General features: G+C 46.1%; 26 protein-coding genes and 1 riboswitch. Of the genes, 24 read left to right on the plus strand and 2 right to left on the minus strand.

Annotation, left to right across the window (positions count from 1 at the left end; all coding sequences use genetic code 11):
* The first annotated feature begins 37 nt into the window (after positions 1-37).
* The 3 genes from NYE45_RS07980 to NYE45_RS07990 all read left to right on the plus strand — a co-directional run bounded on the left by NYE45_RS07980 (position 38) and on the right by NYE45_RS07990 (position 3,233).
* On the plus strand, positions 38-562 hold the full coding sequence (locus tag NYE45_RS07980) for an NUDIX hydrolase (protein ID WP_340016307.1): 525 nt from the start codon (positions 38-40) through the stop codon (positions 560-562).
* Positions 549-1,220 carry a DUF3298 domain-containing protein gene (locus tag NYE45_RS07985; RefSeq protein ID WP_340016308.1) on the plus strand — a complete coding sequence of 224 codons (672 nt, stop codon included), beginning with the start codon at positions 549-551 and terminating at the stop codon, positions 1,218-1,220. The genes NYE45_RS07980 and NYE45_RS07985 overlap by 14 nt, the downstream gene beginning before the upstream one ends.
* Before the next feature lie 225 nt (positions 1,221-1,445).
* Positions 1,446-3,233 (plus strand): cellulase family glycosylhydrolase, encoded by a 1,788-nt coding sequence (locus tag NYE45_RS07990; protein ID WP_340016309.1) that lies wholly within the window; start codon positions 1,446-1,448, stop codon positions 3,231-3,233.
* Positions 3,234-3,369: 136 nt separating this feature from the next.
* Here NYE45_RS07990 and NYE45_RS07995 read toward each other — a convergent pair whose 3' ends face one another.
* A complete protein-coding gene (locus NYE45_RS07995; protein WP_340016310.1) occupies positions 3,370-4,527 on the minus strand; it encodes a glycosyltransferase family 1 protein in 1,158 nt (385 codons plus the stop codon).
* A gap of 213 nt (positions 4,528-4,740) precedes the next feature.
* Between NYE45_RS07995 and NYE45_RS08000 the strand changes: the two genes are divergently transcribed.
* The 7 genes from NYE45_RS08000 to NYE45_RS08030 all read left to right on the plus strand — a co-directional run bounded on the left by NYE45_RS08000 (position 4,741) and on the right by NYE45_RS08030 (position 12,489).
* A complete protein-coding gene (locus tag NYE45_RS08000) occupies positions 4,741-5,310 on the plus strand; it encodes a hypothetical protein (RefSeq protein WP_340016311.1) in 570 nt (189 codons plus the stop codon).
* 26 nt (positions 5,311-5,336) lie between these two features.
* On the plus strand, positions 5,337-5,621 hold the full coding sequence (locus NYE45_RS08005; protein WP_264930305.1) for a hypothetical protein: 285 nt from the start codon (positions 5,337-5,339) through the stop codon (positions 5,619-5,621).
* A gap of 221 nt (positions 5,622-5,842) precedes the next feature.
* Complete coding sequence (locus NYE45_RS08010) at positions 5,843-6,298, plus strand: PTS sugar transporter subunit IIA (RefSeq protein ID WP_340016312.1); 456 nt, start codon at positions 5,843-5,845, stop codon at positions 6,296-6,298.
* The gene (locus tag NYE45_RS08015; RefSeq protein WP_017689749.1) at positions 6,298-6,615 is read left to right on the plus strand and encodes a fructose PTS transporter subunit IIB; all 318 of its coding nucleotides are present in this window, start codon (positions 6,298-6,300) and stop codon (positions 6,613-6,615) included. The genes NYE45_RS08010 and NYE45_RS08015 overlap by 1 nt, the downstream gene beginning before the upstream one ends.
* Positions 6,616-6,644: 29 nt before the next feature.
* The gene (locus NYE45_RS08020) at positions 6,645-7,763 is read left to right on the plus strand and encodes a PTS fructose transporter subunit IIC (protein ID WP_036610325.1); all 1,119 of its coding nucleotides are present in this window, start codon (positions 6,645-6,647) and stop codon (positions 7,761-7,763) included.
* 27 nt (positions 7,764-7,790) lie between these two features.
* Positions 7,791-10,469 carry a mannosylglycerate hydrolase gene (mngB, locus tag NYE45_RS08025; RefSeq protein WP_340016313.1) on the plus strand — a complete coding sequence of 893 codons (2,679 nt, stop codon included), beginning with the start codon at positions 7,791-7,793 and terminating at the stop codon, positions 10,467-10,469.
* Between the two features lie 52 nt (positions 10,470-10,521).
* Positions 10,522-12,489, plus strand: a complete 1,968-nt coding sequence (locus NYE45_RS08030; protein WP_340016314.1) for a BglG family transcription antiterminator — start codon at positions 10,522-10,524, stop codon at positions 12,487-12,489.
* 336 nt (positions 12,490-12,825) lie between these two features.
* On the opposite strand, the gene NYE45_RS08035 is transcribed toward NYE45_RS08030, so the two are convergent.
* Positions 12,826-13,599: a sporulation protein gene (locus tag NYE45_RS08035; RefSeq protein ID WP_340016315.1), complete on the minus strand. Its 774-nt coding sequence runs from the start codon at positions 13,597-13,599 to the stop codon at positions 12,826-12,828.
* Between the two features lie 183 nt (positions 13,600-13,782).
* Here NYE45_RS08035 and NYE45_RS08040 point away from each other — a divergent pair, with 183 nt between their 5' ends.
* From NYE45_RS08040 to NYE45_RS08105, 14 genes are all read left to right on the plus strand, one after another.
* Positions 13,783-14,460, plus strand: a complete 678-nt coding sequence (locus NYE45_RS08040; protein ID WP_340016316.1) for a class I SAM-dependent methyltransferase — start codon at positions 13,783-13,785, stop codon at positions 14,458-14,460.
* A 6-nt stretch (positions 14,461-14,466) separates the two neighbouring features.
* Entirely contained in the window at positions 14,467-14,907 is a 441-nt protein-coding gene (locus NYE45_RS08045) for a hypothetical protein (protein WP_340016317.1), read from the plus strand.
* Positions 14,908-14,924: 17 nt separating this feature from the next.
* Positions 14,925-15,470, plus strand: a complete 546-nt coding sequence (locus NYE45_RS08050) for a hypothetical protein (RefSeq protein ID WP_340016318.1) — start codon at positions 14,925-14,927, stop codon at positions 15,468-15,470.
* On the plus strand, positions 15,467-16,009 hold the full coding sequence (locus tag NYE45_RS08055) for a GNAT family N-acetyltransferase (RefSeq protein WP_340016319.1): 543 nt from the start codon (positions 15,467-15,469) through the stop codon (positions 16,007-16,009). The genes NYE45_RS08050 and NYE45_RS08055 overlap by 4 nt, the downstream gene beginning before the upstream one ends.
* Before the next feature lie 48 nt (positions 16,010-16,057).
* Positions 16,058-16,582 (plus strand): YfiT family bacillithiol transferase, encoded by a 525-nt coding sequence (locus NYE45_RS08060; protein WP_340016320.1) that lies wholly within the window; start codon positions 16,058-16,060, stop codon positions 16,580-16,582.
* A 34-nt stretch (positions 16,583-16,616) separates the two neighbouring features.
* The gene (locus tag NYE45_RS08065; protein ID WP_340016321.1) at positions 16,617-17,135 is read left to right on the plus strand and encodes a GNAT family N-acetyltransferase; all 519 of its coding nucleotides are present in this window, start codon (positions 16,617-16,619) and stop codon (positions 17,133-17,135) included.
* 51 nt (positions 17,136-17,186) lie between these two features.
* A riboswitch (ZMP/ZTP riboswitch) is annotated at positions 17,187-17,268 on the plus strand.
* A 337-nt stretch (positions 17,269-17,605) separates the two neighbouring features.
* The gene (locus NYE45_RS08070; protein ID WP_340016322.1) at positions 17,606-18,079 is read left to right on the plus strand and encodes a GNAT family N-acetyltransferase; all 474 of its coding nucleotides are present in this window, start codon (positions 17,606-17,608) and stop codon (positions 18,077-18,079) included.
* A 175-nt stretch (positions 18,080-18,254) separates the two neighbouring features.
* Complete coding sequence (locus NYE45_RS08075; protein WP_062833361.1) at positions 18,255-18,638, plus strand: VOC family protein; 384 nt, start codon at positions 18,255-18,257, stop codon at positions 18,636-18,638.
* 217 nt (positions 18,639-18,855) lie between these two features.
* On the plus strand, positions 18,856-19,575 hold the full coding sequence (locus NYE45_RS08080; RefSeq protein WP_340016323.1) for a class I SAM-dependent methyltransferase: 720 nt from the start codon (positions 18,856-18,858) through the stop codon (positions 19,573-19,575).
* Positions 19,576-19,623: 48 nt separating this feature from the next.
* The gene (locus NYE45_RS08085; RefSeq protein ID WP_340016324.1) at positions 19,624-20,388 is read left to right on the plus strand and encodes an SDR family NAD(P)-dependent oxidoreductase; all 765 of its coding nucleotides are present in this window, start codon (positions 19,624-19,626) and stop codon (positions 20,386-20,388) included.
* Between the two features lie 186 nt (positions 20,389-20,574).
* Positions 20,575-21,264 carry a response regulator transcription factor gene (locus tag NYE45_RS08090; RefSeq protein WP_340016325.1) on the plus strand — a complete coding sequence of 230 codons (690 nt, stop codon included), beginning with the start codon at positions 20,575-20,577 and terminating at the stop codon, positions 21,262-21,264.
* Entirely contained in the window at positions 21,261-22,265 is a 1,005-nt protein-coding gene (locus tag NYE45_RS08095) for a sensor histidine kinase (protein ID WP_340016326.1), read from the plus strand. The genes NYE45_RS08090 and NYE45_RS08095 overlap by 4 nt, the downstream gene beginning before the upstream one ends.
* A 116-nt stretch (positions 22,266-22,381) precedes the next feature.
* Positions 22,382-23,137 carry an ABC transporter ATP-binding protein gene (locus NYE45_RS08100; RefSeq protein WP_340016327.1) on the plus strand — a complete coding sequence of 252 codons (756 nt, stop codon included), beginning with the start codon at positions 22,382-22,384 and terminating at the stop codon, positions 23,135-23,137.
* On the plus strand, positions 23,134-25,059 hold the full coding sequence (locus tag NYE45_RS08105; RefSeq protein WP_340016328.1) for an ABC transporter permease: 1,926 nt from the start codon (positions 23,134-23,136) through the stop codon (positions 25,057-25,059). Before NYE45_RS08100 ends, NYE45_RS08105 begins: the two co-directional genes overlap by 4 nt.
* Positions 25,060-25,119 lie beyond the last annotated feature (60 nt).

Below are 25,119 nucleotides of genomic sequence, written 5' to 3' on the forward strand. Positions count from 1 at the left end.
AAGTCTGGAAAGCGAGGTACATATGGAGATTAGACAGATGGCTACAGCGTTTTTGAGCAACGGCTCAGACATGCTGATGATGAAGAAGGTAGGCAGCAGACTGTTTGATTTTGAATTTTGGGGCGGCATTGGCGGGCATCTGGAACAAGGAGAACTGAACACGCCCATGACCGCCAGCTATCGGGAGATTGAAGAAGAGACCGGATTCAAGCCAGAGGATGTAGAACACTTTCGACTTCGATATATTCTGTTAGAGGTTAGTGGAGGTGAGATTTGGCAGCAGTTTGTCTATTTTGGTGAGACCAAGCATCGACGGTTTGTGCCCTCGGATGAAGGGGAGTTATTCTGGATACCGCTGGATGAGGTACTGGATTTACATGCGTCTATTCTGATCAAAGCGACACTTAGGCACTATTTACAACATCCGGGAGCAGAGGATATCTGGATTGGCAACGTTCAGAACGGAACAGACCTAAAAGGTACACCACAGGTAATATGGAAAAGAATGCAGGAAACGATATCTTTTGAGCCGAAGGGGGGGATCAATAATGTTGAAATATAGAACGGAAAGAAAAAAATTGAGATGGATAAATTATCTGTTGATCACTGTACTGATTGCTATAATTCTTCCGATTAGTCATGTAGAGGCAGGCTACACGATTACAGTGCAAACGAAGGTCCAATATTACAAAGGACAGCCATACATACATCTAACAGGTGGAAAGAAATCTGTGACGGATAAGCTGAACAAGACATTTAAACTCCACGCAGTGAAAGCAGCTCGCCTGGACAAAGAAGAAAAGCAATCAAACAAAAATTATTTCTACATTACCATGGCCAGTGTAAAATACAATGCCAAAGAAAAGTTATCTGTGGTATATGAAGATCATGTGTACACTGGCGGAGCACATGGAATGGATGCGACAAAATCATATAACTATGATTTAAGAACGGGGAAAGAACTGAAACTAAGCGAGTATGTTAAAGATGATACTCAGATGGAGAAGGTAGAGAAATCAATCTCCAACAGTCTATTAGCCATGTATAATGCAGGAGTTTCTATTTTTGAAGAAAATATTTATGATTTTGAGCTTGATCAAACATCTCAATTCTTTTTATATGACAAAGGAATCGTCATCCGATTCCATCCTTATGAGGTTGCACCCTATGCTAAAGGGTTTGTAGATATCAAAGTTCCATACAGTAAATTCAACCAATAGATTGTATGTAATAAAAGACATGATCCAGTTCGATGAGGTCATGTCTTTTTATATAAAATATTTTAAAATAATCTAGAAAATTCCAACATTTTCTGACATTTTATAGTATATTAAGAGTGTCCGGGAGGTGAGTGATGAGATAATCCATGTCGTTGATCTGTTCGGCTTCTATGTGTCTACATACCGTGTGAATAGCTTAACCCATCCCAAGAAGGAGGTTTTGTTATGAAGCGTATTGGAAACATGTTTCGTAAAGCAATGCTGTTCTCTCTATCATTAATGCTGGTGTCTATCGCGTACTCACCTCATCCAGCTTCCGCTGCAAGCGGGCCTGTCAAAGGTTTTCATGTAAGCGGTACCAAGTTATTGGATGCTACAGGTACACCTTTTGTCATGCGTGGGGTGAATCATGCCCATACCTGGTTCAAAAATGATCTACAAGCGGCTATTCCGGCTATTGCTGCGACAGGTTCCAACACCGTACGTATTGTCTTGTCCAACGGAAGTCGCTGGACAGCAGATTCACTGGCGGATGTAAAGCAGATTCTGGCGCTGTGTGACCAGTACCAACTAACCGTTATGCTGGAAGTACATGATGCCACCGGGTCGGACAGTATTGCGGAACTGCGGAAAGCCTCGGATTATTTTATCAGCATCAAGGATGCCCTGATTGGCAAGGAAGATCGCGTGATCGTGAACATTGCGAATGAATGGTACGGTTCATGGGAAACCGCAGTATGGGCGGATGGATATCAACAAGTGATTCCTGAACTCCGTCAGGCCGGCATCAAGAATACGCTTGTCGTAGATACCGCAGGTTGGGGGCAATACCCTACAGCGATTTTTAATCGTGGACTGGATGTGTTTAATGCGGACCCACTGGCAAATACCATCTTCTCCATTCATATGTATGAATACGCAGGCGGCGATGCAGCAACGGTCAAAAGCAACATTGATCATGCGCTGGCCATCGGCGTACCTGTTATTGTAGGCGAATTCGGATTCAAGCACACCAGTGGTGATGTGGATGAAGCGACGATCTTGAGCTACGCACAGCAAAAGGGAGTTGGCTGGTTGGCCTGGTCCTGGTACGGTAACGGTGGCGGTGTAGAATACCTTGATCTGAACAACGGTCCAGCAGGTTCCCTGACCGATTGGGGACAGACGGTGGTTAATGGACCGAACGGTACGCTGGCAACCTCTGCGCTGAACACGATCTATACAACCCCTGGATATCAACCTGTTCCAGATAACGGTAGTGGGGGAGTTGTCACGATCCCGGCTGCGCCGACAGGTGTAACTGCCACGCCGGGGAATGGACAAGTAGCGCTGAACTGGAGCGCATCACCCGGAGCAGCGAGTTATATTGTACAGCGTACGACAACGAGCGGAGGAACATATACGGATGTAGCCACGAATGTGAGCGGCACAACCTACACCAATACGTCTTTGACGAATGGAACCACGTACTATTACAAAATCAAAGCCGTGAACAGCGCGGGCTCCAGCCCAAGCTCGGTACAGGTGAGTGCGACACCACAAGCGGGTACAACCACGCCAACGTCGAACCTGGTTCTGCAATATCGTGCGGCAGATACCGATGCAACGAACAATCATATCAAGCCCTACTTTAATATCAAAAACAATGGTACATCCGCTGTGAACTTGAGTGGTCTGAAGATCCGTTATTACTTTACGAAAGATGGCTCCGAGGGACTGAATACGATCATCGATTGGGCGCAGATCGGAGCAGCCAACATCACGACCAGCATTGGAAGTGTGACGGGCACGAATGCAGATACCTATGTTGAGATTGGTTTCACATCGGGTGCAGGGTCTCTGCCAGCGGGAGGTCAGACGGGAGATATTCAGCTGCGTATTCACAAGGATAATTGGGGCAATTTCAACGAAAATAACGATTATTCCTACCGTCCAACGCAGACTGCCTATGACGTGTGGAACAGGGTAACCCTGCATCAGAATGGTACCTTGATCTCAGGCATCACACCTTAACGCAAAGCGTATCCGCTATTCAGGCTGACCGTAGCAACGTGTACATGCTGCGGCAGCCTGAACGGGCGAACGGGTTTAACTTTGCACAGGGCAGAGGCTGTTGTTATAGGTTGTTGGAAAAGCCCATTTCGTCAAACTAAGCTGTAATAATTCGATCTTTCGTTCGTCGATTCCGATGTTCTATCGCTTCCTCATAGTCCCCGATCAGTGTATCAAAAATATGCTCCCACGACCGCTGCTCAGCCAGCTTTCTGCCTTCCAGTCCCATCATCCTCAATTGGTTCCCGTGATTTCCCCAGAGACATATCTCCCGAATCAGTGCATCAGCCTGACCTGGCTCGAATAATACACCATTGCGGTGATGGGATACCAGATCCTTTACACCTCCGGCATTGGCCGCCACCACTGGGAGTCCTGAAGCCATCGCTTCCAGTACCACATTTCCAAATGTCTCCGTAGAGGAAGGAAACACAAACAGATCTGCCGAAGCATACATAACAGCAAGTTCTTCGCCATGCATATAGCCTGTAAAGGTGACATTCGATGGGGTTTGCAGACGCATTTTGGGGAGAGATGGGCCGTCGCCAACGATAATCCAGTGTACACGGGACTGCATTTCCTGTGGCAATTGCTGCATGGTAGTCGTGAGTGTAGCGATATCTTTTTCCGGGGCAATGCGTCCAACGTAGAGTAAAATAAGGGGAGCGGTGATGTGGTATCGTTCACGGATATCTGAACTGCGTTTATCAGGAGAGTACAGGTTGCAATCAATCCCGCGGGACCAAAGCTTCAGACGCTGAATGCCTTGAGCTTGCAGGGTGTTTAACGTTTCCTGCGATGGGGTGAGTGTTGCATCACAGGCACGGTGGAACCATTGGATATATTTCCAGTAGAGCGGAATCATGCTTTTCAACCGGTAGTATTCGAGATAACGATCGAAGTGGGTATGGTAGGAGACAACGTGGGAAAGATGATGTTTGAGCGCATACCTCAGGCCAAGCAGCCCCATATTAAAAGGCGTGGCGATATGCAGCAGATCGGGCTGAAAGGCTTGTAGCTGCTTGTGGGTGTTTGCTCTGTTGGGTAGAGCGATGCGGCATTCGGGATACAGAAAAAAAGGGATGTTAGCAACCGATCTGACTTGAGTCTCATGGCTTCCTTCAATGACGGAGTTCGGAGTAAACAGCAGATGTTCAATTCTTCTGCGGTTCAGATGGTTACTCAAGCGGTGGAGCGTGCCAGCAACACCATTGGTTTCCGGAAGATAGGTGTCTGTGAACAAGGCCAGGCGCATCATTACCCCTCCCAAGACTCGTGATGCCAAGATCATAACAGCGGAACATTTTCCAGAGGTCAAGTGCACGTTAACTTGACGATATTCCCTGTAAATTTGTTAAAGGATATACTATACCAACTTCCATAAGTTCAACTTATATAGCGTATTCTGCTATGATGTAATCACGTGTCGGCGTATATATAGACAGAGAGATACAGGAGGCAGAGAAAGATGAACAAGTTACAAGAAGAATTGCAGGAGTTGTTACCACTCGATCAGCTTGAGGAGATGTCAGGTGAAGAAGTAGTGGGGAGTGTTGCCATGGACCTTTATCGGGCTGAGTTTGCGACGATTCGAGAGAGTGGACCGGAACTCCCGCAAGTATTGCGAGATACCATTCTAATCATTGATCTGGATACCGAGCTGTCCATGAACGGAATGACTGGTTTCCTTGAGAATGCCAGCGGGCAGTATCTCGGTGAGACAATAGCAGCGATGGAGCGGATCGGCAATGAGGCAGATGCCGTGATCCTGAGGAAGATCGAGCAGATATTGTCCGAGAGCGGCGTAACGCACGGGCAATTACGAGATAATGTGAATGGCCTGTCCGAAGATGACATCACGACAAGCCTGCAAACACACGGGGAACAGATTCATGAGGTATTGCAGCAAATTGAGCTGGAAGCCGGCAATATAAGCATGCAATCCGATAACGAAGAAAGTTTCGACCTGTTGTATCAGTATGTGGATGCGAATAAAGATCGTCTGAGACAGGAGATGCAGCACTTCTTGTCTAATTGAATGGAAAGAGGAGGCAAATGACAAGCATGAACAAACGATTAGCGATGGAATCCGTTCTGGTTACTCTGTTATTCATCATCGGTTTTGTAGCCTGGAATGTCGTTCAAGGCATGATGATGACCATGAATTACGTACCTGATCTGATGAACACCGCTTCATCCGGTACCCCATTGCAATCCAAGATTGCTTTTGGAACCCTTGTTCAATGGAATATAACATCCATGATCATGGCTGTTGCCGGATTCATTTTGCTCGCCGCTGCATATTACGGTCTTCGATCAGGAATGCAGCGCTGGACACAGCGTTCCTGAAATTTGTCCGCTTAGGCCCCACATTCAGTATACTTACGTTATCGATGTAACACACCATTTACAACTGCCCTGAGTCCATTAGACTCAGGGTTTTTACTATGGCTAATGTTTTTCCGCTTCGAAGGGGAAATTTTCTAGATCCAAGGTTGAGGAGGAATCCGTTACAATGATCTTGTAAGCGCTTATCGTTTTGGATAGAGAGAGGAGGAGAGACAGAGATCATGATTACAACCAATCAGATTTATCTCGATCAGACATTGCACAGCAAAGAGGACGTATTTGATTTCATATCTGCGGAGGCAGAGCGTTACAGCATCACTACAAACCGTGAACAACTTACGGCTGATCTGTGGGAACGCGAACGTGTCTACTCCACCGGACTTCAGGATCACTTTGCGATTCCCCATACCCAGAGTGAAGTTGTAACACGTCCGGCGGTGATGGTCATTCGGTTGCGGGAGTCCATTGATTGGGAATCACATGACGGCAAGCCGGTAAAATATATTTTTGCCATCCTTGTGCCTAAAGGTCATGTAGACGTATCCCATCTGCAAATTATCTCTTCACTTGCCACCTTATTGCTGGAAGATTCATTCAAAGAGGCCATCGCAGAAGCGATGCAGCCGGAAGATGTATATGCGTTGCTTCATCAATATACGGAAGGACTGGTGTCATAATGAAAATCGTAGGTGTTACGTCATGTATCGCAGGTCTCGCCCATACTCCGATGGCTGCCAAAGCATTGGAGAAAGCAGCTCAACAACTGGGATATGAGATCAAAGTGGAACAGCAGGGGGCTATGGGACAAGTCAACAAGCTCACGGAAGAAGATATTGCTGCAGCGAATTTTGTACTAATTGCAGCGGATCAAACGGTGAAGGACATGGATCGGTTTGGCGATAAAAAAGTCGTGCGTGTCAAAATCGGTCATGCGGTAAGTCAGGCAGAAGCCGTATTAACCAAAGCTGTTGAGGCTGTGAACGCACAAGCTTAACCCCACCTTCCACATGAGGAGAGAGTACGATGAGAAAATGGTTCGGTGAAGCAAAAACACATCTAATGACAGGTATCTCCTATCTGCTGCCGGTCATTATCGCGGGTTCCCTGGTCGTTGCCATCTGTAAAATTATCGCACTATCGATGGGCATTACCGATCTTGATCCGTACAAAGATGGAAGCGGATTCTTGCATATTTTATATCTCGTGCAAAATGTAGGATGGAGCGGCATCGGACTATTGACGATTGTCCTGTCCGGTTATATTGCGTACTCCATTGCCGACAAACCTGCGCTGGCCGCAGGGCTGATCGGCGGGGTGCTGGCACAACAGACCAACGCCGGTTTCCTCGGCGCGTTGATCTCAGGCTTCTTTGCCGGATATATCACCTTGTGGGTTAAAAACAAAGTCAAGATTACAGGTCCAGCCGCTGGCTCGGTACCGTTAATCATTTTACCGCTGATTACCGTCGGTTTAACCGGATTTCTGATGGCGGTCATTCTGGGTGGCCCGCTGGGCGCACTGAATGAGTATCTGATTGCTTGGGTTCAAAACATGAGCCAGAGCGGAACGAATACCGTTGTGCTTGCCATTATTCTGGGAGCGATGATTGGGTTCGATCTCGGTGGACCCGTCAACAAAGCGGCATGGATGGCAGGCAACGCCCTGTTCCTGTCCGGTGTATATCTGCCGAATATTTTTATCAATATTGCCATCTGCATTCCGCCGCTTGGTTATGGCTTGGCGACATTGCTGATGAAGAAACGTTTTTCCAAAACCTATCAGGAAGCGGGCAAAGGTGCAGTGATTATGGGCGTGATCGGCATCACTGAAGGTGCTATCCCGTTCACACTGCGTAACCCTGCCAAGATGATTCTGGTCAACATGTTTGCCTGTGCAACGGGCGCTGCTCTGACTGCATTGCTGGGAGCACATATCATCATGCCACCGATCGGTGGGTTATATGGAGCTGTATCGGTAGGTACCCCAATCGCGTACCTTGCCGGAGGCATCGTCGGCGCACTGATCGTGGCGGGAGGCACCATGCTGGTGAACTTCCGTGATGAAGAGGAGAAACAGCCTGCCAAGACTCAGGAAGCTTCGGTGAAGAAAAACGGGGAAGAAATCGAACTCGTTTTTGACTAAAAAAAGCATCTGGAGGGATATAGAGATATGAGTGAGAGCAATCGTACCAAAGTACATGTGATTCCACATACGCACTGGGACCGGGAATGGTATTTTACGACCTCCCGTTCCAAAGTCTATCTCGTCAAACACGTCAAGGAAGTATTGAACGCACTGGAGAATATCGAAGGATTTCATTATTACCTGCTGGATGCACAGGGCTCGCTGCTGGATGATTACATCCGCTGGTGTCCCGAAGATGAGGAACGTATCCGCCAACTGGTTTCAGCCAAACGACTGATGACTGGACCCTGGTATACACAGACGGATCAATTGGTCATTTCCAGTGAATCCATGGTCCGAAACCTGTATTATGGTATGAAAACAGCACAAAAGTACGGACATGCGATGAAGGTCGGTTATGTCCCGGATGCATTTGGACAATCGGCACAGATGCCGCAGATCTATCGCGAGTTTGGCATTGAACGTTTCCTATTCTGGAGAGGCGTATCAGATAATACAAATCCACATACCGAGTTTACGTGGGAAGGATCAGATGGCAGTCGTGTGTTTGCTGTACAGATGCCATTCGGATATTACTACGGCGGTAACATTCCAGAGAATGAGGAAGATCTGATCCCTTATCTGGAGAAACAGATTGGTGCGCTTGAACGGAAAGCCTCGACCAAGCATATCTATTTCCCCAATGGGTTTGATCAGGCACCTGTCCGGTTGAACCTGCCGCAGTTGATTGAACGCTTCAATGCGCTGGATACAAAACGCGAATATGTGATGAATGAACCGGAACGTTTTCTGGCGGAGATCGAAGCGGATAGTCAGGATCTGCCTGTACTTCGGGGTGAATTAATGGAAGCCAAGCACATGCGCATTCACAAGTCCATTTTTTCCACCCGTGCGGATCTCAAGCAACAGAATAACCAGATTGAGAATCTGATTGCCAATACGCTCGAACCTGTGCTTGCCATTAGCCATTCTCTCGGGCATGATTACCCGCATCGCATTGTTGAGGACATCTGGAAGCTGTTGTTTGAGAATGCGGCACATGACAGCATCGGTGGCTGTAACAGCGATACAACGAATCAGGACGTTGCGTTCCGTTATAAACAGGCCTATGATATCGCACTGAATCTGCTTGACCTGCATATGCGGATGATTGCTTCAACGATACAGCAGGAGGAGACATTTGCGTTCACCCTGTTCAACACGCTACCGTATGTGCGAGGCGGGGTTACCGAGATCGAAGCTTATATTCCGGAAGAATCCTTTGTGATTCGGGATACGAAGGGACGCGAGCTAGCCTATACCATTTTGGAAAAAGTAGACCAGACCGATTATGTGCTTGGACAGCACATCGATCTCAATCCAAGTCGCAAAGTGCATCTGCCGGAACGGGTATATCGCGCGAAATTGCTGGTGGAACTGCAAGAGGTTCCGGCGATGGGCTACACCCAGATTATCTTTGATTTCAGTCAAGGTGCTGCACCCGTCATGGAGCGGCGTAACGGGGACACGATTGAAAATGAACATTTCACCATTGCGCTGCAAGCGAACGGCACCTTGCAAATTACAGACAAGCGATCAGGCCGAGTGTATGCGGACCAGATGGTCTTCGAAGATAATGGGGATGACGGAGATTCCTACAACTATTCTCCACCCGAGCGGGATCTAATTGTTTCTTCGGCAGGCAGCCAGATGAGTGCGACTACTACCCAAACGTCAGTATCCCAGACACTGTCCCTGCGTTTCACGCTGGATGTTCCCTACGATCTGGAAGAGCGGGCCGCAGGCATCACATCGGGTGCACTGCCAATGCAGGTGGAGATATCCCTTCGCAAAGGAGAGGAGCTGATCCGCTTCCACGTTCAGGTGCAGAATGAGGTGTTCAGCCACCGTCTGCGTGTCCTATTCGATACAGGAATTGCTTCCGCCCTATCCATTGCAGATCAGCCTTTCGGTGTGATTGCTCGTCCAACCTCATTGCCAGAAGTGGAGGTATGGGAGCGCGAACAATGGCAGGAGAAACCGATCACCATTGAAGCGATGCAGAGTTATGCAGGGTTGAACAACGGTTCGCATGGTATGGCTGTGATGACGGAGGGTGTACGTGAGTATGAGATTGTTGGCGAGCAAATGGATACCATTGCCCTGACCTTGTTCCGTACGTTCGGTTTCATGGGTAAGGAAAATCTGTTGTATCGTCCCGGACGGGCTTCCGGTGAGAAAATTGTAGCAACACCAGACGCGCAATTGCTTGGCGAGCTCTCCTTTACCTTTGGCCTGCATATCCAGACTTCTGGATTCGACGAAGCGAATGTAGCCCGTGCTGCGCGTGAATATTTAACACCGATCAGCAGTTATCAGCTGTGCGACTTTTTGAATGGACGACTGATCTTTGCTTTCCGTGATGAGGAACGTGTGCTGGAACCCGACTACAGCCTGATGTCGTTCAGCGACGATTCCAACGTGGTGTTAAGCAGCTTCAAGAAAGCAGAGCAGAGTGACGGATACATTGTACGTGTCTTCAATCCGTATTTGTCACAGTCTGCTAACGTGAACATGCACTTTAATCAGTCTGTACATGCAGAGCGTGTATCTCTTGGTGAACAACCCCTGGAGCCTCAGCAGAGGTTAACCGAGGGAGAAGAGGTCGTTCGTTTGCCGGAACTCGCACATTGTAAATTGATGACTGTACTTGTATCGATATAAGGTGAGCTTTAGTTATACACAATCCTGATCAGAAGGGAGGTCGGATATCGGTATGATTTTTCCAACTAAACGGTTGAAAAAGCTGTTCCACCTTATTCATGGTGAAGGACAGGAACAGGCTTGGACGAGTCAAGCACTTGCAGACAGGCTGGAAGTTACGGTGCGTACCATTCGGGATGATCTGAAAAAGTTGGATCATATCCTTGCGGGGCATGGCGGGAGCCTGGAGTCTAAGCGCGGACGGGGATATTCCATTCGTGTGCATGATGCGAAGCGGTATAATGAGCTGTTGGAGGAACGGAAGGATGATGGGCAACAAGGTGCGCCAGTACCTGGATCGCCTGATGAGCGTATCCGTTATGAATTGTTCAAGTTGCTTGGTGAACCGGGTCATATTAAGATGGAAGACCTCGCTGATCAGCTGTATATAAGCCGTGCAACAATGAACAATGATCTGAAAATCATTCGTCAGATTCTGGAGAACTACCAGCTTCAGCTTCAGATCAAGCCAGGACATGGTGTGAAGGTCGTCGGAGACGAGCAAAGGTTCCGTTATTGTCTTGCCGAGTACGCCGATGCGCGAGATGAAGAATTGGGACCGGAGGGAATGACTGCTGCACAGGAACGTTTGCTGTATCCAATCGAACCTGCGCACATCCGCGAGATCGTCATTCGCCATGTAGGCAAACAGGATGTTCGTATTGCAGATGTGGCGCTGAAAGATCTGATTACGCATCTGGCTGTTATGGTATTGCGCATTAAACAGGGGCATGAACTGGAGCGATTCGAGAAAGTGGAGGCGAACCTGCAGGATCAGCAACTTGCACAACACATTATTCAGGATCTGGAGTCGTTATATTCCATTCACTGTCCAGTCGGAGAGCGAGATTATCTGTTGCTTCATATTGTTAGTAAAAAAATGACCGCTACCGATTGGAATGGACTCCGAAGTGACCCATTATATGTTGCTGTACAGCAGATGCTGGGTCATATCTATGATCGGTACACCTATGATCTGCGAGATGATGACCGCTTACCGAATGATCTCTATGCCCATCTGAAGCCCATGATTACGCGGTTGGAACATGGCATGAATATGCGGAATCCACTGCTGGGACATATACGTAAATATTATCCACTCGCTTATGAGATTACGATAAGTGCAGTGAAACAGCTACAGACATATGTACCTCATGAAATCAATGACAGTGAGATCGGTTACCTGGCTCTCCACATTGGGGCAGCATTGGAACGTAAATACCAGATTCCTCATCGCAAACGGAAATCCGTATTGCTCGTCTGTGGATCAGGATACGGCACAGCCCGTATTCTTGAATCGAGATTGCGTTCTTTATTTGCAGAGTTGGAGGTTTCACGTGTAGTTTCGCTACGGGAGTACGAGGAGATGGGGAGTGTGCCCGAAGATTTGGTCATTTCTACGATCCGGTTACGGGAGTCCAAAGGCAAGCCGTCAGCTGTCATTGCTGCGATTCCATCGGAACGCGACATGGCAACGATCACGCATCTGGTGCGAACCAGTGATGAGCAGGAGGAAATGACGCTGCTGCGTTACTTTGATCCAGCGTTGTTCGTATTTCGGTCCGATCAGCCTGACAAAATGACACTTATGGCTGAGATGAGCGGGGCACTGTTGGAGAAGGGAATTGTAACGGAGCAATTCTGGCCCGCTGTGCAGGAGCGGGAAAAAATGGCTTCAACCGCGCTTGGAAGAGGTATGGCCATTCCGCATCCCATGGAGCTGAGTTCAACCCGTACGACCGTATCGGTATGTCTGCTTGAGAAGCCGATTCCGTGGGATGAGGAGAATGAAGTACATGCTGTATTTATGTTATCCATCTGCAAAGAGGATTACGAACAGGCGATGGGGATTTATGATCTGTTTGTAGAATTGATCCGGCAGGAGGAGCAGTTGGAAAGCCTACGATCCTGCGGCAGCTTCGATGCCTTTGCCCAACTTGTATGCGAAACGTTGAGTCTGAAAAGTACCGAAGTGTATTAATATATATGTTCACTAAGGATAATACCACTGTCACTCCGATGACAGAATAACCTTCCGATCGCTGTTATCCCCAGATTTTTCTGATCCCCTTTTCGAAAGGGGAAAATCCGTGGATAAAGGCGAGGCGTATGCTTCCGAAGTAGCTTTCTTTCAGAAAGCTTTTGGCTTTGCTTCTTCAAGTTATTTCTGTCCTCTCCGTTATCGTGTAATTATTAAAGGGAACATATATAGATCAGCTCGTTACTATGTGAAACTGACCCAACCTAAAAACCGTCCTTCATCAGATTTGATTTGTCTGATAGAGGACGGTTTTTATTCGTTTACACAAACTATAGATTAGATATGTTTGGATATGACCTCTTCCAGTCCTTGAGCGACAGAATGCGGACCCCGCGCCAGATGTCGTTCATACAGATGCAGGCGGACGAAGCTCTCATCCGTTCCCATCGCTTCGGAGAATATTCCACTGAGTCCACGAGCGCGGCGATCGATCTGTAATAACAGTTCCAACGAATCTCCCATCGGATAGAACAGAACTTCCAGTTCATCCAGATGCCCACGGAACTTGCTCGTTGGCACAAATTCGAATTCCTGCACAAATGGCAGATTGCCGCCCAGCTTCGGCGCATAGTCGTTAGTCACTTCGCGTAGCTTGAAGCCAAGGATATCAATTGCATCGAGCACGGTGTTCATGTCTTTGCTAGGAACAACATGCAATCTGTCCCGGTCGGATGGGTCCACGGCGCTTGAGATATCGAGGCCCGTTTCTACCCACACTTCTGCACGATGCAGTGTAATAGGCAGATTTTCTGGCAGGTCAAATGAGAAGTCTTTCTCCAATTTGGCTCCAGGCTGCAATGTGAAACCTTCGGTGAGCAAATATTTGGCTATAACGGCTGTTTCTTTTACTTTGCGATCATCGCGCTCCCGTATGTAATGGGTTTTGATTGAAAGATAGATTCGATCTACGTTCTGTTCCACATCTCCACCCTCAATGTACACGACCCCCGAGATGATTCCTCCAGGCGTGACCTCTGGTGTATGCAATTCCGTATTTACTTTGGCTGCTCCAACACCTACACTGGCTAACATTTTCTTGAAAAATGACATGCGCTCAACCTCCAGATCAGATGGTTTACTATTTGGGGATAAATACGACTTCGACCTTAATACGGAAACTGGAAGAGAAGCGTTTCAAATTTTAGTAAAAGATATCTCCCTATCAAAACAGGAGAATCGACTTACCTATGTCGAATATTTCGGGAGAAGGAAGTTTTTGTCAGGAGGTCCTCTATGGGCATGGAATGGTACGATATGATCGCAAAACGTAATGGGGGTTACAGGAGCAGAGCTTTGTTTACGCTGGAAGGTAACTCTGCTGAAGATACTTTTGAAGAACGGTTGATTAAGTTTCTGCCTCAGTATAGATCCGTGCTCGATGCAGGCTGTGGACATGGTGAGTTTACGTTGAAAATGTCGGCATACACCGATCATATTACAGGGTTCGATAACTCGGAAGAGATGATTAAGATTGCCCGAAGTGCTCTTCATTCAAGTTTGATTACGAATGTGGAATTTGTATGCACTACGACTAAAGAAAAGATGCCCTTTGCAGATGAGCAGTTCGGTCTGATCTATGATCGCAGAGGTCCAACTTCCATTATTGAGCATGAGAGATTACTGCAAAAGGGTGGGGTTATGATTGGTATTCATACGGATATAACCAAGGTGCGAGAGCGATTGGAAAGAAATGCGTATGAGGAAATCAAGATCGAGGAATTTAACGAGGCACTCATGATTTTCCCGGATGAAAAAGAGTTTGCCATCTTTCTCTCCGATATCCCCGGAAACCCGGATTATACACAGCATGAGTACCGGGGACAGCTGGAAACCAAGCTGGAGGAGAACCGGATTAACGGTAGACTTGCTGTGAGAGAACGCAAGTATATCTGGCAAGCCGTAAGGAGCTGAAGTCGAGTGAACACAGAATTTTCAGAAAAGAAATATGGTGAAACTGGTGTCAAAACCAGCTTCGAGCAGATGGCGAACGGGGAACAGAAATATAAAATGATAGCAGAAGATGGCAGTTATTATTGTAGAACAGTTGCTTCTTCCCACGGAGCATGGCAAAACAGTCATGTACACGTCAGTGTAACGGAGTTTTATGTGGTACAAACCGGATGGATTGCTTACGCCAGTTATGGGGACGATCAGATGCTTTCCATCCGAGTGATGCGTGAAGGAGAGCACATCGTTGTCCAGCCGGGAGTCCATCACAATGTATATATGTCAGCCAATAGCGTTATCCATACAATTAAATATGGGTTGAATACACATAGTGATTGGTCTGCTTCTCCGGAATTAGACTGCGTTACACAGACATTAATGGAGAGCGAAATGCTTCAAACTTACGGATAATATTGGGGGTTAAATACATGCGTAGAAGTACGATATGTTGGCTAACTGGCATTGCGATTGTTATTGTAGCAACTTTCATTGTATATAATAATTTGACTCCGAGCGTTACAGAGCAGGATGTTAGCTTAAAGGGCACGATTCGGCAGACCGCTTCGGAGAAATACGAGGTACAATTATCTATTACACGCAGAAAAGAAGATAAGAGTCAGCATACTGTATATCCCGTTGTGCCTGGCTGGGGCTCAATAACTTTTAGTGATAATAAAAAGGACAACCGATTTATTCAACCCGTTTCCGTCGGCAGCACGGGTGCAATGGAAGGAATTCTTCGTCAAGCGTTACAGAGGCAGTCATCCACGGCAATGACTGAATTTTCAGGGTTCTCCATACCTGATGCAGCGGGCACGTACAAGATGCGTTTTACCATTCATCCTTTGGATGAGAAAGCAGAACTCATTCAGCATCCCATGATCTATTATGTTCATAAAGAAAATGTTCTGGGCAAAGACCTGAGTTGGGTCTCGGGAACTCCACTTGAAATCATTAAGGAGTACGCAGAGTGAATAATGTATATGAATCGAACGAAATCGCCGTACGTTTCTTGAAGATTGAAGATGAACACCACTTGGTGAAGTGGCTGTCTGACCCGGAAGTCCTTCAATACTATGAAGGCCGTGATCGGCAGCATAATCTGGAACTGGTAAGAGAACATTTTTACAATCAGGATGATAATGCTACTCGTTGTATCGTTGAGTATGGAGGAAATCCGATTGGATACATTCAGTTCTATGAGCTTGAGGAAGAGGAACGAACGGAGTATGGTTATGGAGACACGGATGAGATCATCTATGGAACGGATCAGTTTATTGGTGAGGTAGATTACTGGAATAAAGGTATAGGTACACAGTTGATGCAATCCATGCTGAATTTTCTGATTAACGAAAAGCATGCTCGAAAAATAGTCATGGACCCTCAAGCCTGGAACTTGCGAGCGATATCCTGTTATGAGAAATGTGGTTTCCAAAGGATTAAGCTCTTGAAAAAACATGAGCAGCATGAAGGACAAATGCGAGACTGCTGGCTTATGGAATATGCCCTGTAGATACTGTTTAAAGTTATTTTGAATCATACAAAGAAGGAGGAATAATGGATGGATGAAAGATTTCCGATAGGACCATTTGTACACACGGGCGAGGTTACGCCTGCACAGAGAGAGCAGTGGATTCAGGACATTGCTGAGCTGCCTGAACGCGCGCGCGAAGCAGTAAAGGGACTGAGTGAAGATCAATTAAGTCTGCCGTACCGAGAAGGCGGATGGATGCTCAAACAGGTGATTCACCACATGGCAGACAGCCACATGAACAGTATGATTCGTTTCAAGTTGGCACTGACAGAGGATACACCAACGATTCGACCTTATTATGAAGAGCGCTGGGCTGAATTGAGTGATTCAAGAGACCTGGATGTTGAATTCTCGCTTCAGATTCTGGATGCCCTCCATCGTCGTTGGGTGTTTCTGTTAAACGCGCTGACAGATGCAGATTATGCCAAACAATTTTATCATCCCTCATCGGAAGAAACGACAAGACTGGATTACAATCTGGGCATGTATGCTTGGCATGGCAAACACCATGTTGCTCACATCACATCGCTTCGGGATAGACTTGGAATCTAAAGAACCAATAGATCTGTTATGAAAGGAGTGCATCATGACGAACATACATATACGGCTCTTAAATGAGAATGATCCATTTGTAATCTCGCAGGCTTTTCAAGCACAGGGATGGCATAAATCTGCCGAACAGTATCTTCGTTACTTGGCTGAACAACAGAATGGGGAACGCGTAACCTTGGTAGTTGAGTTAAATGGAGAATTTGCCGGATACGTTAATGTATTGTGGGTATCATATTATCCAGCGTTCAAGGAGCAGGGGATTCCTGAAATCAACGATTTCAATGTGCTGATGAAGTACCAGCGCCAAGGTATTGGTTCACGGTTGATGGACCGCGCAGAGGAAGTTATTCAGGAACGAACGGATGTAGCAGGCATTGGTGTAGGCGTATTTTCCGATTATGGCAAAGCGCAAATTCTATATGCCCATCGCGGATACATACCAGACGGTCAGGGTGTACACAAGCACGATCATTACATTCAGCCGGGTGAAGAAACAATTATGGACGACGATGTTGTACTTTATCTTACGAAGAAGTTAAAAGCCACGCAATAATTTCATAATATATACAATGATGAAAGATGTCATGTATACTAGTTGTAAATATCTGTTATGTGTGCCTGGCGTAAACGTGGATTGAACCACGAGGGAGCACATATATTATATGCCGTACGCCTGGGCAAAGTGTTTGATCTTTTGATCAAACACTTTATTTATTATTCAGGGAATGAAAGGAGCGGCAGCAGCAGGTTTCCTGAATGGAAAAAGGGCTACTACCAACTCATCTGCTTATGATTTTTTGACTCCTTATTGTGCAGAAGTAATTTCAGCGCGTGTAGTGCGTGATGGTAATACGGTAACTGGTGCGGGGTTACGGCTTCCATTGACCTGGGACTATACTTGGTCGAAATGGTAACGTCTATGGAGATCGTCCTTCAAGTTCAACAAAAACTAGAGTATCCATATTATGAAGCTGGTAATTTAAAAGATGTCTACATGCACACTAAAGGGTAGGGGATAAAAAGATGACTATTCGCCTTTTTCAAGCAATTGATCAGCCAGCCGTGCTGAAAATGATGACGGATCATCATTTTCAATTTCCTTCGTTTATACGCGATCAGTATCCTGCGCGCTGGGATTCATTTTTAAAAATGACGGATGAACGTATCAGTGCTTATTATGTCATGGTTGACGAAGCAGATGTTGTCATAGGTCATGCTGGTTATATCTTTCAGTCTACTGTTAACCGGTATGAAATCGTTGGCGTTGTTACATGCAAATCACACCTTCGACAGGGAGTAGCACGTACACTAATTACAAATATATGTATAAAAATAGCTGGATTTGGATGTAGTGATGTAATGCTTTACACACTGGATCATGAAGAAAATAAAGCGGCGCTTGTATTTTATGAACGAATGAATTTTCAAAAAGAAGGTGTCGATATGAATTATTATACCTCGGGGTTTCATAGACTTTCCCTTGTTAGAACCCTATAAGGGAACTCCAAGAAACTAATTGTATTGGAAGCATAAAAGTGTACTTCAGTTTAAGTTGCATGTACCACGAAAGAAAGATGATAAAAAAGCTGTCCTGCATGTTATACTCTATTGGAATTTGAGGAATGATAAGCAGGATGTTGAGAGATTAGATGATTAGAGGAGTGAATGATGCATGTTTAGCAAAGTCGGCCAGATTATGTTGTATGTCAACAATCAGGATGAATCATTGGCATTTTGGACGGAAATTGCGGGGTTCCATATTGTGGATGAAGTAAACCTTGACGAGGGTATGAGATGGATTGAGATTGCGCCTACCCCAAATTCGCAGACGAGCATTATTCTTCATGACAAGGCGTTTGTGGAGCGGATGTCGGCGGGTATAAATCTGGGCACACCTTCGTTAATGTTCTTCACCGAAAATCTGGATCAATTATATGCCGACTTGTCTGGTAAACATGTAACGGTTGGAGAGATTGTCGAGATGCCAACGGGGCGTGTCTTCAACTTTGCCGATAACGAAGGAAATTACTTTGCAGTACTGGAACGGGCGAAGTGAATTACAACTTAAAACAGCACTATTGCAAGCGATCGACATCCCATGTCGGTCGTTTTTTGTTGGGAAAAAGCTTATGTTTTCGAATATAAAACACAAGAAAAATAGAGAACTACTGGGTAAAAATGTTATAATAGAGTGTGGATGATTTAATGAAAATAACAAGAATTTGATAGCGGAAAATGAGGAGTGGAACGGGAATTTAAGGAGGAATGTGGTTGTGGAAAAGACAATTAAAAGTGTACAGGATCTATATGATATGCTCGATGCGGACTTCAGATCTGCCAAGCAATTTTGGGAGCCATTCTATGAGGATCGGAACAGACCCATCCCCTTTTTCCCAAACAAACCGGATGAGAATCTGGTAACGCATGTGAATGCAGGTCTGCTGACAGGTGGCAAGGCATTGGAACTGGGTTGTGGCCCGGGCAGAAACGCGTTGTATTTAACCCGCCAAGGCTATCAGGTAGATGCTTATGATCTTTCGGAGACAGCGATTGCCTGGGCTAAGGAGAGGGCGGCAGAAGAGCAATTGGACGTACACTTTGAATGTCGCTCAGTGTTCGAACTGAACCCAGAGCAAGAATATGATCTTGTCTACGACTCAGGTTGTTTGCATCATCTGTTACCACATCAGCGCATTCCCTACATAGATATGATCCATAATGCACTCCGTCCAGGAGGAACTTTTGGAATGACTTGTTTTGCTCCGGGTTTTGGCGATATTGGTGGGCCGGAAACCGTTATGAATGATTGGCAGGTGTATCAAGAGAAGTCGATGCGAGGTGGTCTTGCGTTCACGGAGGAGAAGCTTCGCTACATGCTGGAAGATGGCTTTGAATGTGTGGAGTTCCGTGCAATGAAGGCGATGGAGCAGCATGAACCATGTTTTTGTGTACCTTTTCTGTGGGCCACGTTGTGGAGAAAGAAAAACTCGTAAGAGTAGGGGAATTACATGCATTGAAAATAGAGGAGGAGTGGTATCAGAATGGGAACGCAAACAGGAAGAAGACACTTTATCATTACAGGCACATCCAAAGGGATCGGTTTACAACTTGCAGAGTTATTATTGGCTAAGGGGGATTACGTTTACGGTATTTCACGCGGGCGTTCGGATCTGTTGGAATCAGGCGAGGAATGGAGCGGGCGTTATCGCCATGTTCAGTATGATCTTGCCGACCTGACTGGGATTGATGATTTGATTACACGTGTATTGAGCCAAATTCCGTCTCAGGAAGCCGATTTCATTGGACTCATTAATAACGCAGCGATGCTAGAGCCTCTAAAACCTATCGATCAATGCAGTGCGGCAGAGATCAGTCAGAGTCTTAACATCAGTCTCGCAGCGCCAATGATATTGAGTTCCTCTTTTATTCAACAAACGAATCACCTGTCCGCCAGGCGTAAAGTTGTCAATCTCTCATCCGGTTCGGGAAGTTATCCCGCGCCTTCAATGGCAGTGTACTGTACATCCAAGGCAGGTATGAACATGTTCACCCAATGCGTATCCTTGGAACAAACGGGCAAACAGAACCCTGTTGAGATTATTGCTTTTGATCCGGGGATGGTTGATACGGAATTACAGGCTGTTGCACGAGGCAAAAGTGCAGAGGAATTTGCGCTGTCTGGGCTATTCACCCAAGTATATGAAGCAGGACAATTAAGATCGCCTCGAGACGTAGCGATGCAGTTGATCGAGCGGATCGATGAACACAGTGATGCAAGCCATGTTATACACGCTGTTGAGAGTTAATATGATATATGTATTTCGGTTTGTATTCTTTACGAAGTGTGAAAACCTTTTTGATATAAGCCCAACTTCCCTGTACACTGATAACAGCGATCGGAGCAACGATTCGTATTCGTAACGGTGACCCTGTAACAACGGAGTCTAATTACCTTATTCAACCTTAGAAGATCAGAAACGTGGTGAACTCTCTTGTTTAAAATTATGCTCATTGAAGACGACGAATCGTTATTCAGTGAAATCAAGGAACGCTTAACCCAGTGGTCGTATGACGTGTATGGTGTGCAGGACTTTGGCAAAGTATTGCAGGAGTACAGCGTGATTCAGCCGCAACTGGTCATTATTGATATTCAATTGCCCCAATATGACGGGTTTCACTGGTGCCGGATTATTCGTTCGCACTCCAATGTGCCGATTATCTTTTTGTCCTCACGGGATCATCCTGCGGATATGGTCATGTCCATGCATTTGGGTGCAGATGATTTTATCCAGAAGCCTTTTCACTTCGATGTATTGATTGCCAAGATCCAAGCGACTTTGCGGAGGGTGTACAACTATAATACAGAGCATATTGAACTCCGGACTTGGCGCGGTGCTGCTATTGAATATGTGAAGAATACGTTGACCTGCGGGGATGAATCTGTCCTGTTAACCAAAAATGAAATGTTCATTCTTAAAGTGCTGGTCGAGCACAAAAATCAGATTGTTACCCGTGAGGATCTCATCCGGAGTTTGTGGGATCATGAGCATTTCGTAAGTGATAACACGCTGACGGTTAACGTTAATCGGTTACGGAAGAAACTTGAACCCATTGGACTGGAGCGTTTCATTGAAACCAAAGTAGGTCAGGGCTACATGGCAACGGAAGAGGCGGAAGCATGATCGGCAAGTACATACGGGAAAAGGCTAGTTGGTTATGGCTGTTGGTAAGCATGCAGCTTATTATCTTATTTGTGGCCTACATGGACTCGTCCATTCCATTCCAATCTGTGATGTATATCGTAGTATTGAATGTAGTGGTATGCCTTGTTTTTATCTGGGCGAGATACCTGAAAGAGACCCGTTTCTATAAAAAATTGAGCACCTGGGATCATACCTATGATCTGAGAGAACTCGAGATCGCCGAAAGTCCATATGAGCAGATTGTACATGAGGCCGTCAGTTCCCAGACACAGCGGTATCGTAAGGAGTCGTCACATCATTTTATCGCTCTGGAACAGGAGAAGGACGAGATGTTGTCTTGGATTCATGAGGTGAAGACCCCACTAACAGCGTTGCAACTGATGATCGAGCGCTTGCCAGATGACAAGCTACAGAGCCAAATGACATATGAATGGTTACGAATCCATCAGTTGCTGGATCAGCAGCTTCATCAGAAGCGGATTCCATTTATGCATAATGACTTATTCATCGAAGAGACGGAACTTGAACCGGTGCTGAACGGAGAGATTCGAGCCCTGAGATCGTGGTGCATTTCCAAAGGCATTGGCTTCGATGTCTCCCTCACGGTTACTCGCGTGCTGACAGACAGCAAATGGTTAGGATTTATTATCCGACAGTTGCTGAGCAATGCGGTGAAGTACAGTGATTCATCGGATATCCTCATTGCAAGTCGGGAACAGGATGGACACCTTGTGCTGATCATTCAGGATCACGGGCGAGGGATTGAGGCTCAAGATCTGCCACGTATATTTGATAAAGGATTTACGTCCACCCGAGGCAGAATGGATGGGTCGGCTACCGGGATGGGTTTGTATTTGGTTCGTCAGGTGGTCCAGACGCTTCATATGAGCATTCATGTAGAATCTTTTCCTGGCGAGGGCACAACCGTCGCACTTACTTTTCCGCGAAAAAACGACATGGTGCATCTTTCAGGCGTGTGACAACAATGTCACATGCTTTTTGGTTTTGTTCGGTGAATCGCACGATAACACTGCACATCCCGCCTATGATATAGACATGAGCATTTTGCAGAAGTTCAAAGAGGAGTGAGTGGGATATGTGGATACTGGAAGCCAAAAAAATTCATAAAGTCTATGGTAATAAACTGAACAAACAGGAAGTGCTAAAGGGGATTGATCTTGGGGTAAGCAAGGGAGAGTTTGTCGGTATTATGGGGCCTTCGGGTTCGGGTAAAACAACGCTACTTAATGTACTTTCCTCCATAGATCGGGTGAGTCAGGGCACGATTGATATTGAAGGCAAGGAATTCACCGGAATGAAGGAGAAACAGCTGGCTGAGTTCCGCAAACATCATCTGGGCTTCATTTTTCAGGAATACAATCTACTGGATACCCTTACGGTGAAGGAAAATGTATTATTACCGCTCTCGATTACGAGCATTCCAAAGCAGGAGGCACATCGGAAGTTTGAACAGATTGCCGGTGAACTGGGAATCTACGAATTAAAAGACAAGTATCCATCTGAGATTTCGGGTGGACAGAAACAGCGAACGTCCGCAGCACGAGCATTTGTCCACGAGCCGAGTATCATTTTTGCGGATGAGCCGACAGGAGCGCTGGATTCCAAGTCGGCTTCGGATCTGCTCAGCAAGTTAAGTGATATGAACAATGCACGAAAGGCGACCATTATTATGGTTACCCATGATCCGGTTGCCGCAAGTTATTGCAGCAGAGTAATCTTCATTCGTGATGGTCAGATCTATACCCAACTGAATAAAGGAGACGAGTCCCGGCAATCGTTCTTCAACGATATTATCAAAACCCAGGGCGTGTTGGGTGGTGTGCAGCAATGAGCTTGAGTTATATCATCTTCCGCAATCTGAGGAAAAATCTAAAGAATTATTATCTCTATGTATTTGCGCTCGTGTTCAGCGTGGCCTTATATTTTTCCTTTGTGACGTTGCAGTATGATCCTTCCATGGATGAGGTAGCTGCTTCAACGAAAGGTGCGGCCGCCATAGGCACATCTTCGGTACTTTTAATCGTCATTGTCGGCATCTTTTTGCTCTATGCCAATACGATCTTTATCAAGCGGCGCAGCAAAGAAATTGGGTTGTTTCAATTGATCGGACTGACGAAAGGCAGAATTTTTGGCATTTTGAGTGCGGAGAACAGTATTCTCTATTTTGGCTCCATGGCTGTCGGTGTGTTAATTGGGTTTCTTGCGTCCAAGCTGGTATTGATGATCTTGTTTAAAATTCTCGGTGTCGATGCGATTACGAAACTGTACTTCTCGCCAATGGCCTTGCTGCAAACGGTCATCGTCTTTACGGTCATATACCTGCTCATCATGCTGATGAACTATACCTTTATCAAGGGGCAGAGTATCCTCACGCTCTTTCGGGTATCGGCCACTTCGGAACAACAGGTGCAGAAGATGTCTGTAGGACAGATGATTATAGGCGTCTTGGGTATTGCCTTGATTGTGTATGGATACTTCTTGTCTGCACGGCTGTTCAGCGGCGAGGCAATGGATATGCAGCAGTTAATGTATACGATGCTTCTGATTCTGTTCTCGGTCATATTGGGGACATATCTGTTCTATAAGGGATCGGTAAGTTTTATTTTTAATCTGATTCGCAAAAGTAAAAACGGGTACCTTACCATTCATGAGGTGTTGTCTTTATCTTTAATCATGTTCCGCATGAAGTCCAATGCACTGCTACTCACGATTATTACAACCGTGTCGGCGCTTGCTATTGGCATGCTGTCGCTCAGTTACATTTCGTATTATTCGGCAGAGGCGCAGGCCAAGGAAAGCTTGCCGGAGGATTTCTCTTTTGCTCAGGTGGATGTAAAAAATCGCTTTGTAGCGGAGTTGGAACACAAACAGATTCCATATGAGGAGAATCATAGACAGCCCATTTACATTGAAATTGATGCTCATGAGGTGATGGATGAGTCCATGGCGGACCAGTACCTGCTCAGTAGTGTGGTGAGTGACAACATGGTGGATAACATTAATCTGAAGCCAGGTGAAGTGGTTTTCATGGGATATGGAAATGCCATTAAGCAGTTGATTACCATTCAGGAGAAAGGTCCAATCGTCTTGCATGGATTGAAGCGAACGCTGGACCAGCACCTGATCGGAACCACCAAACAGGGAGTGCTTCCTTCGTACTATACAGGGGGTACGCCGGTTGCGGTGGTGCATGAAACGGTATATCAGCAGCTGCGACAGGATCTCGATCCCGAGCTTCAGAAACCCGAGCGGGCTGACTACTATGGTGTGCGTATTCTGAACGAGGGGCAGGCTGAAGAGGCATATGCCGTATATAGGGAGCAGCAATTGGAAGCCCCAAGTTTCTCCCAGATTGAGTTCAGAAATAACCAACGTAACAATATGGGCTTGATTATGTTCATTGTTGGTTTTCTTGGTTTAACCTTCTTAATCACATCGGGGTGTATCCTGTACTTTAAACAAATGAATGAGAGTGAAGAGGAGAAGGGCAATTATACCATTCTTCGTAAGCTTGGATTCACGCAAAGCAATCTGTTGAGAGGAATTCAGATCAAGCAGTTGTTCAACTTCGGTATTCCGCTTGTGGTGGGACTGAGTCATAGTTATTTTGCCGTGAAATCAGGTTGGTTCTTCTTTGGTACGGAGCTGGCGACACCTACGGTCATTGTCATGATAGTCTATACATTGCTATATTCAATTTTTGGTCTGTTGTCCGTGTGGTACTATAAGCGGGTGATTAAGGAAGCTTTGTAGAATTGGGATCAGGAGTATGCTGATATAGCAAAATAGGTTGAGTAAAGGGCAGCTGTAATG

The organism is Paenibacillus sp. FSL K6-1318 (genome assembly GCF_037976905.1).
Lineage (GTDB): Bacteria > Bacillota > Bacilli > Paenibacillales > Paenibacillaceae > Paenibacillus > Paenibacillus amylolyticus_A.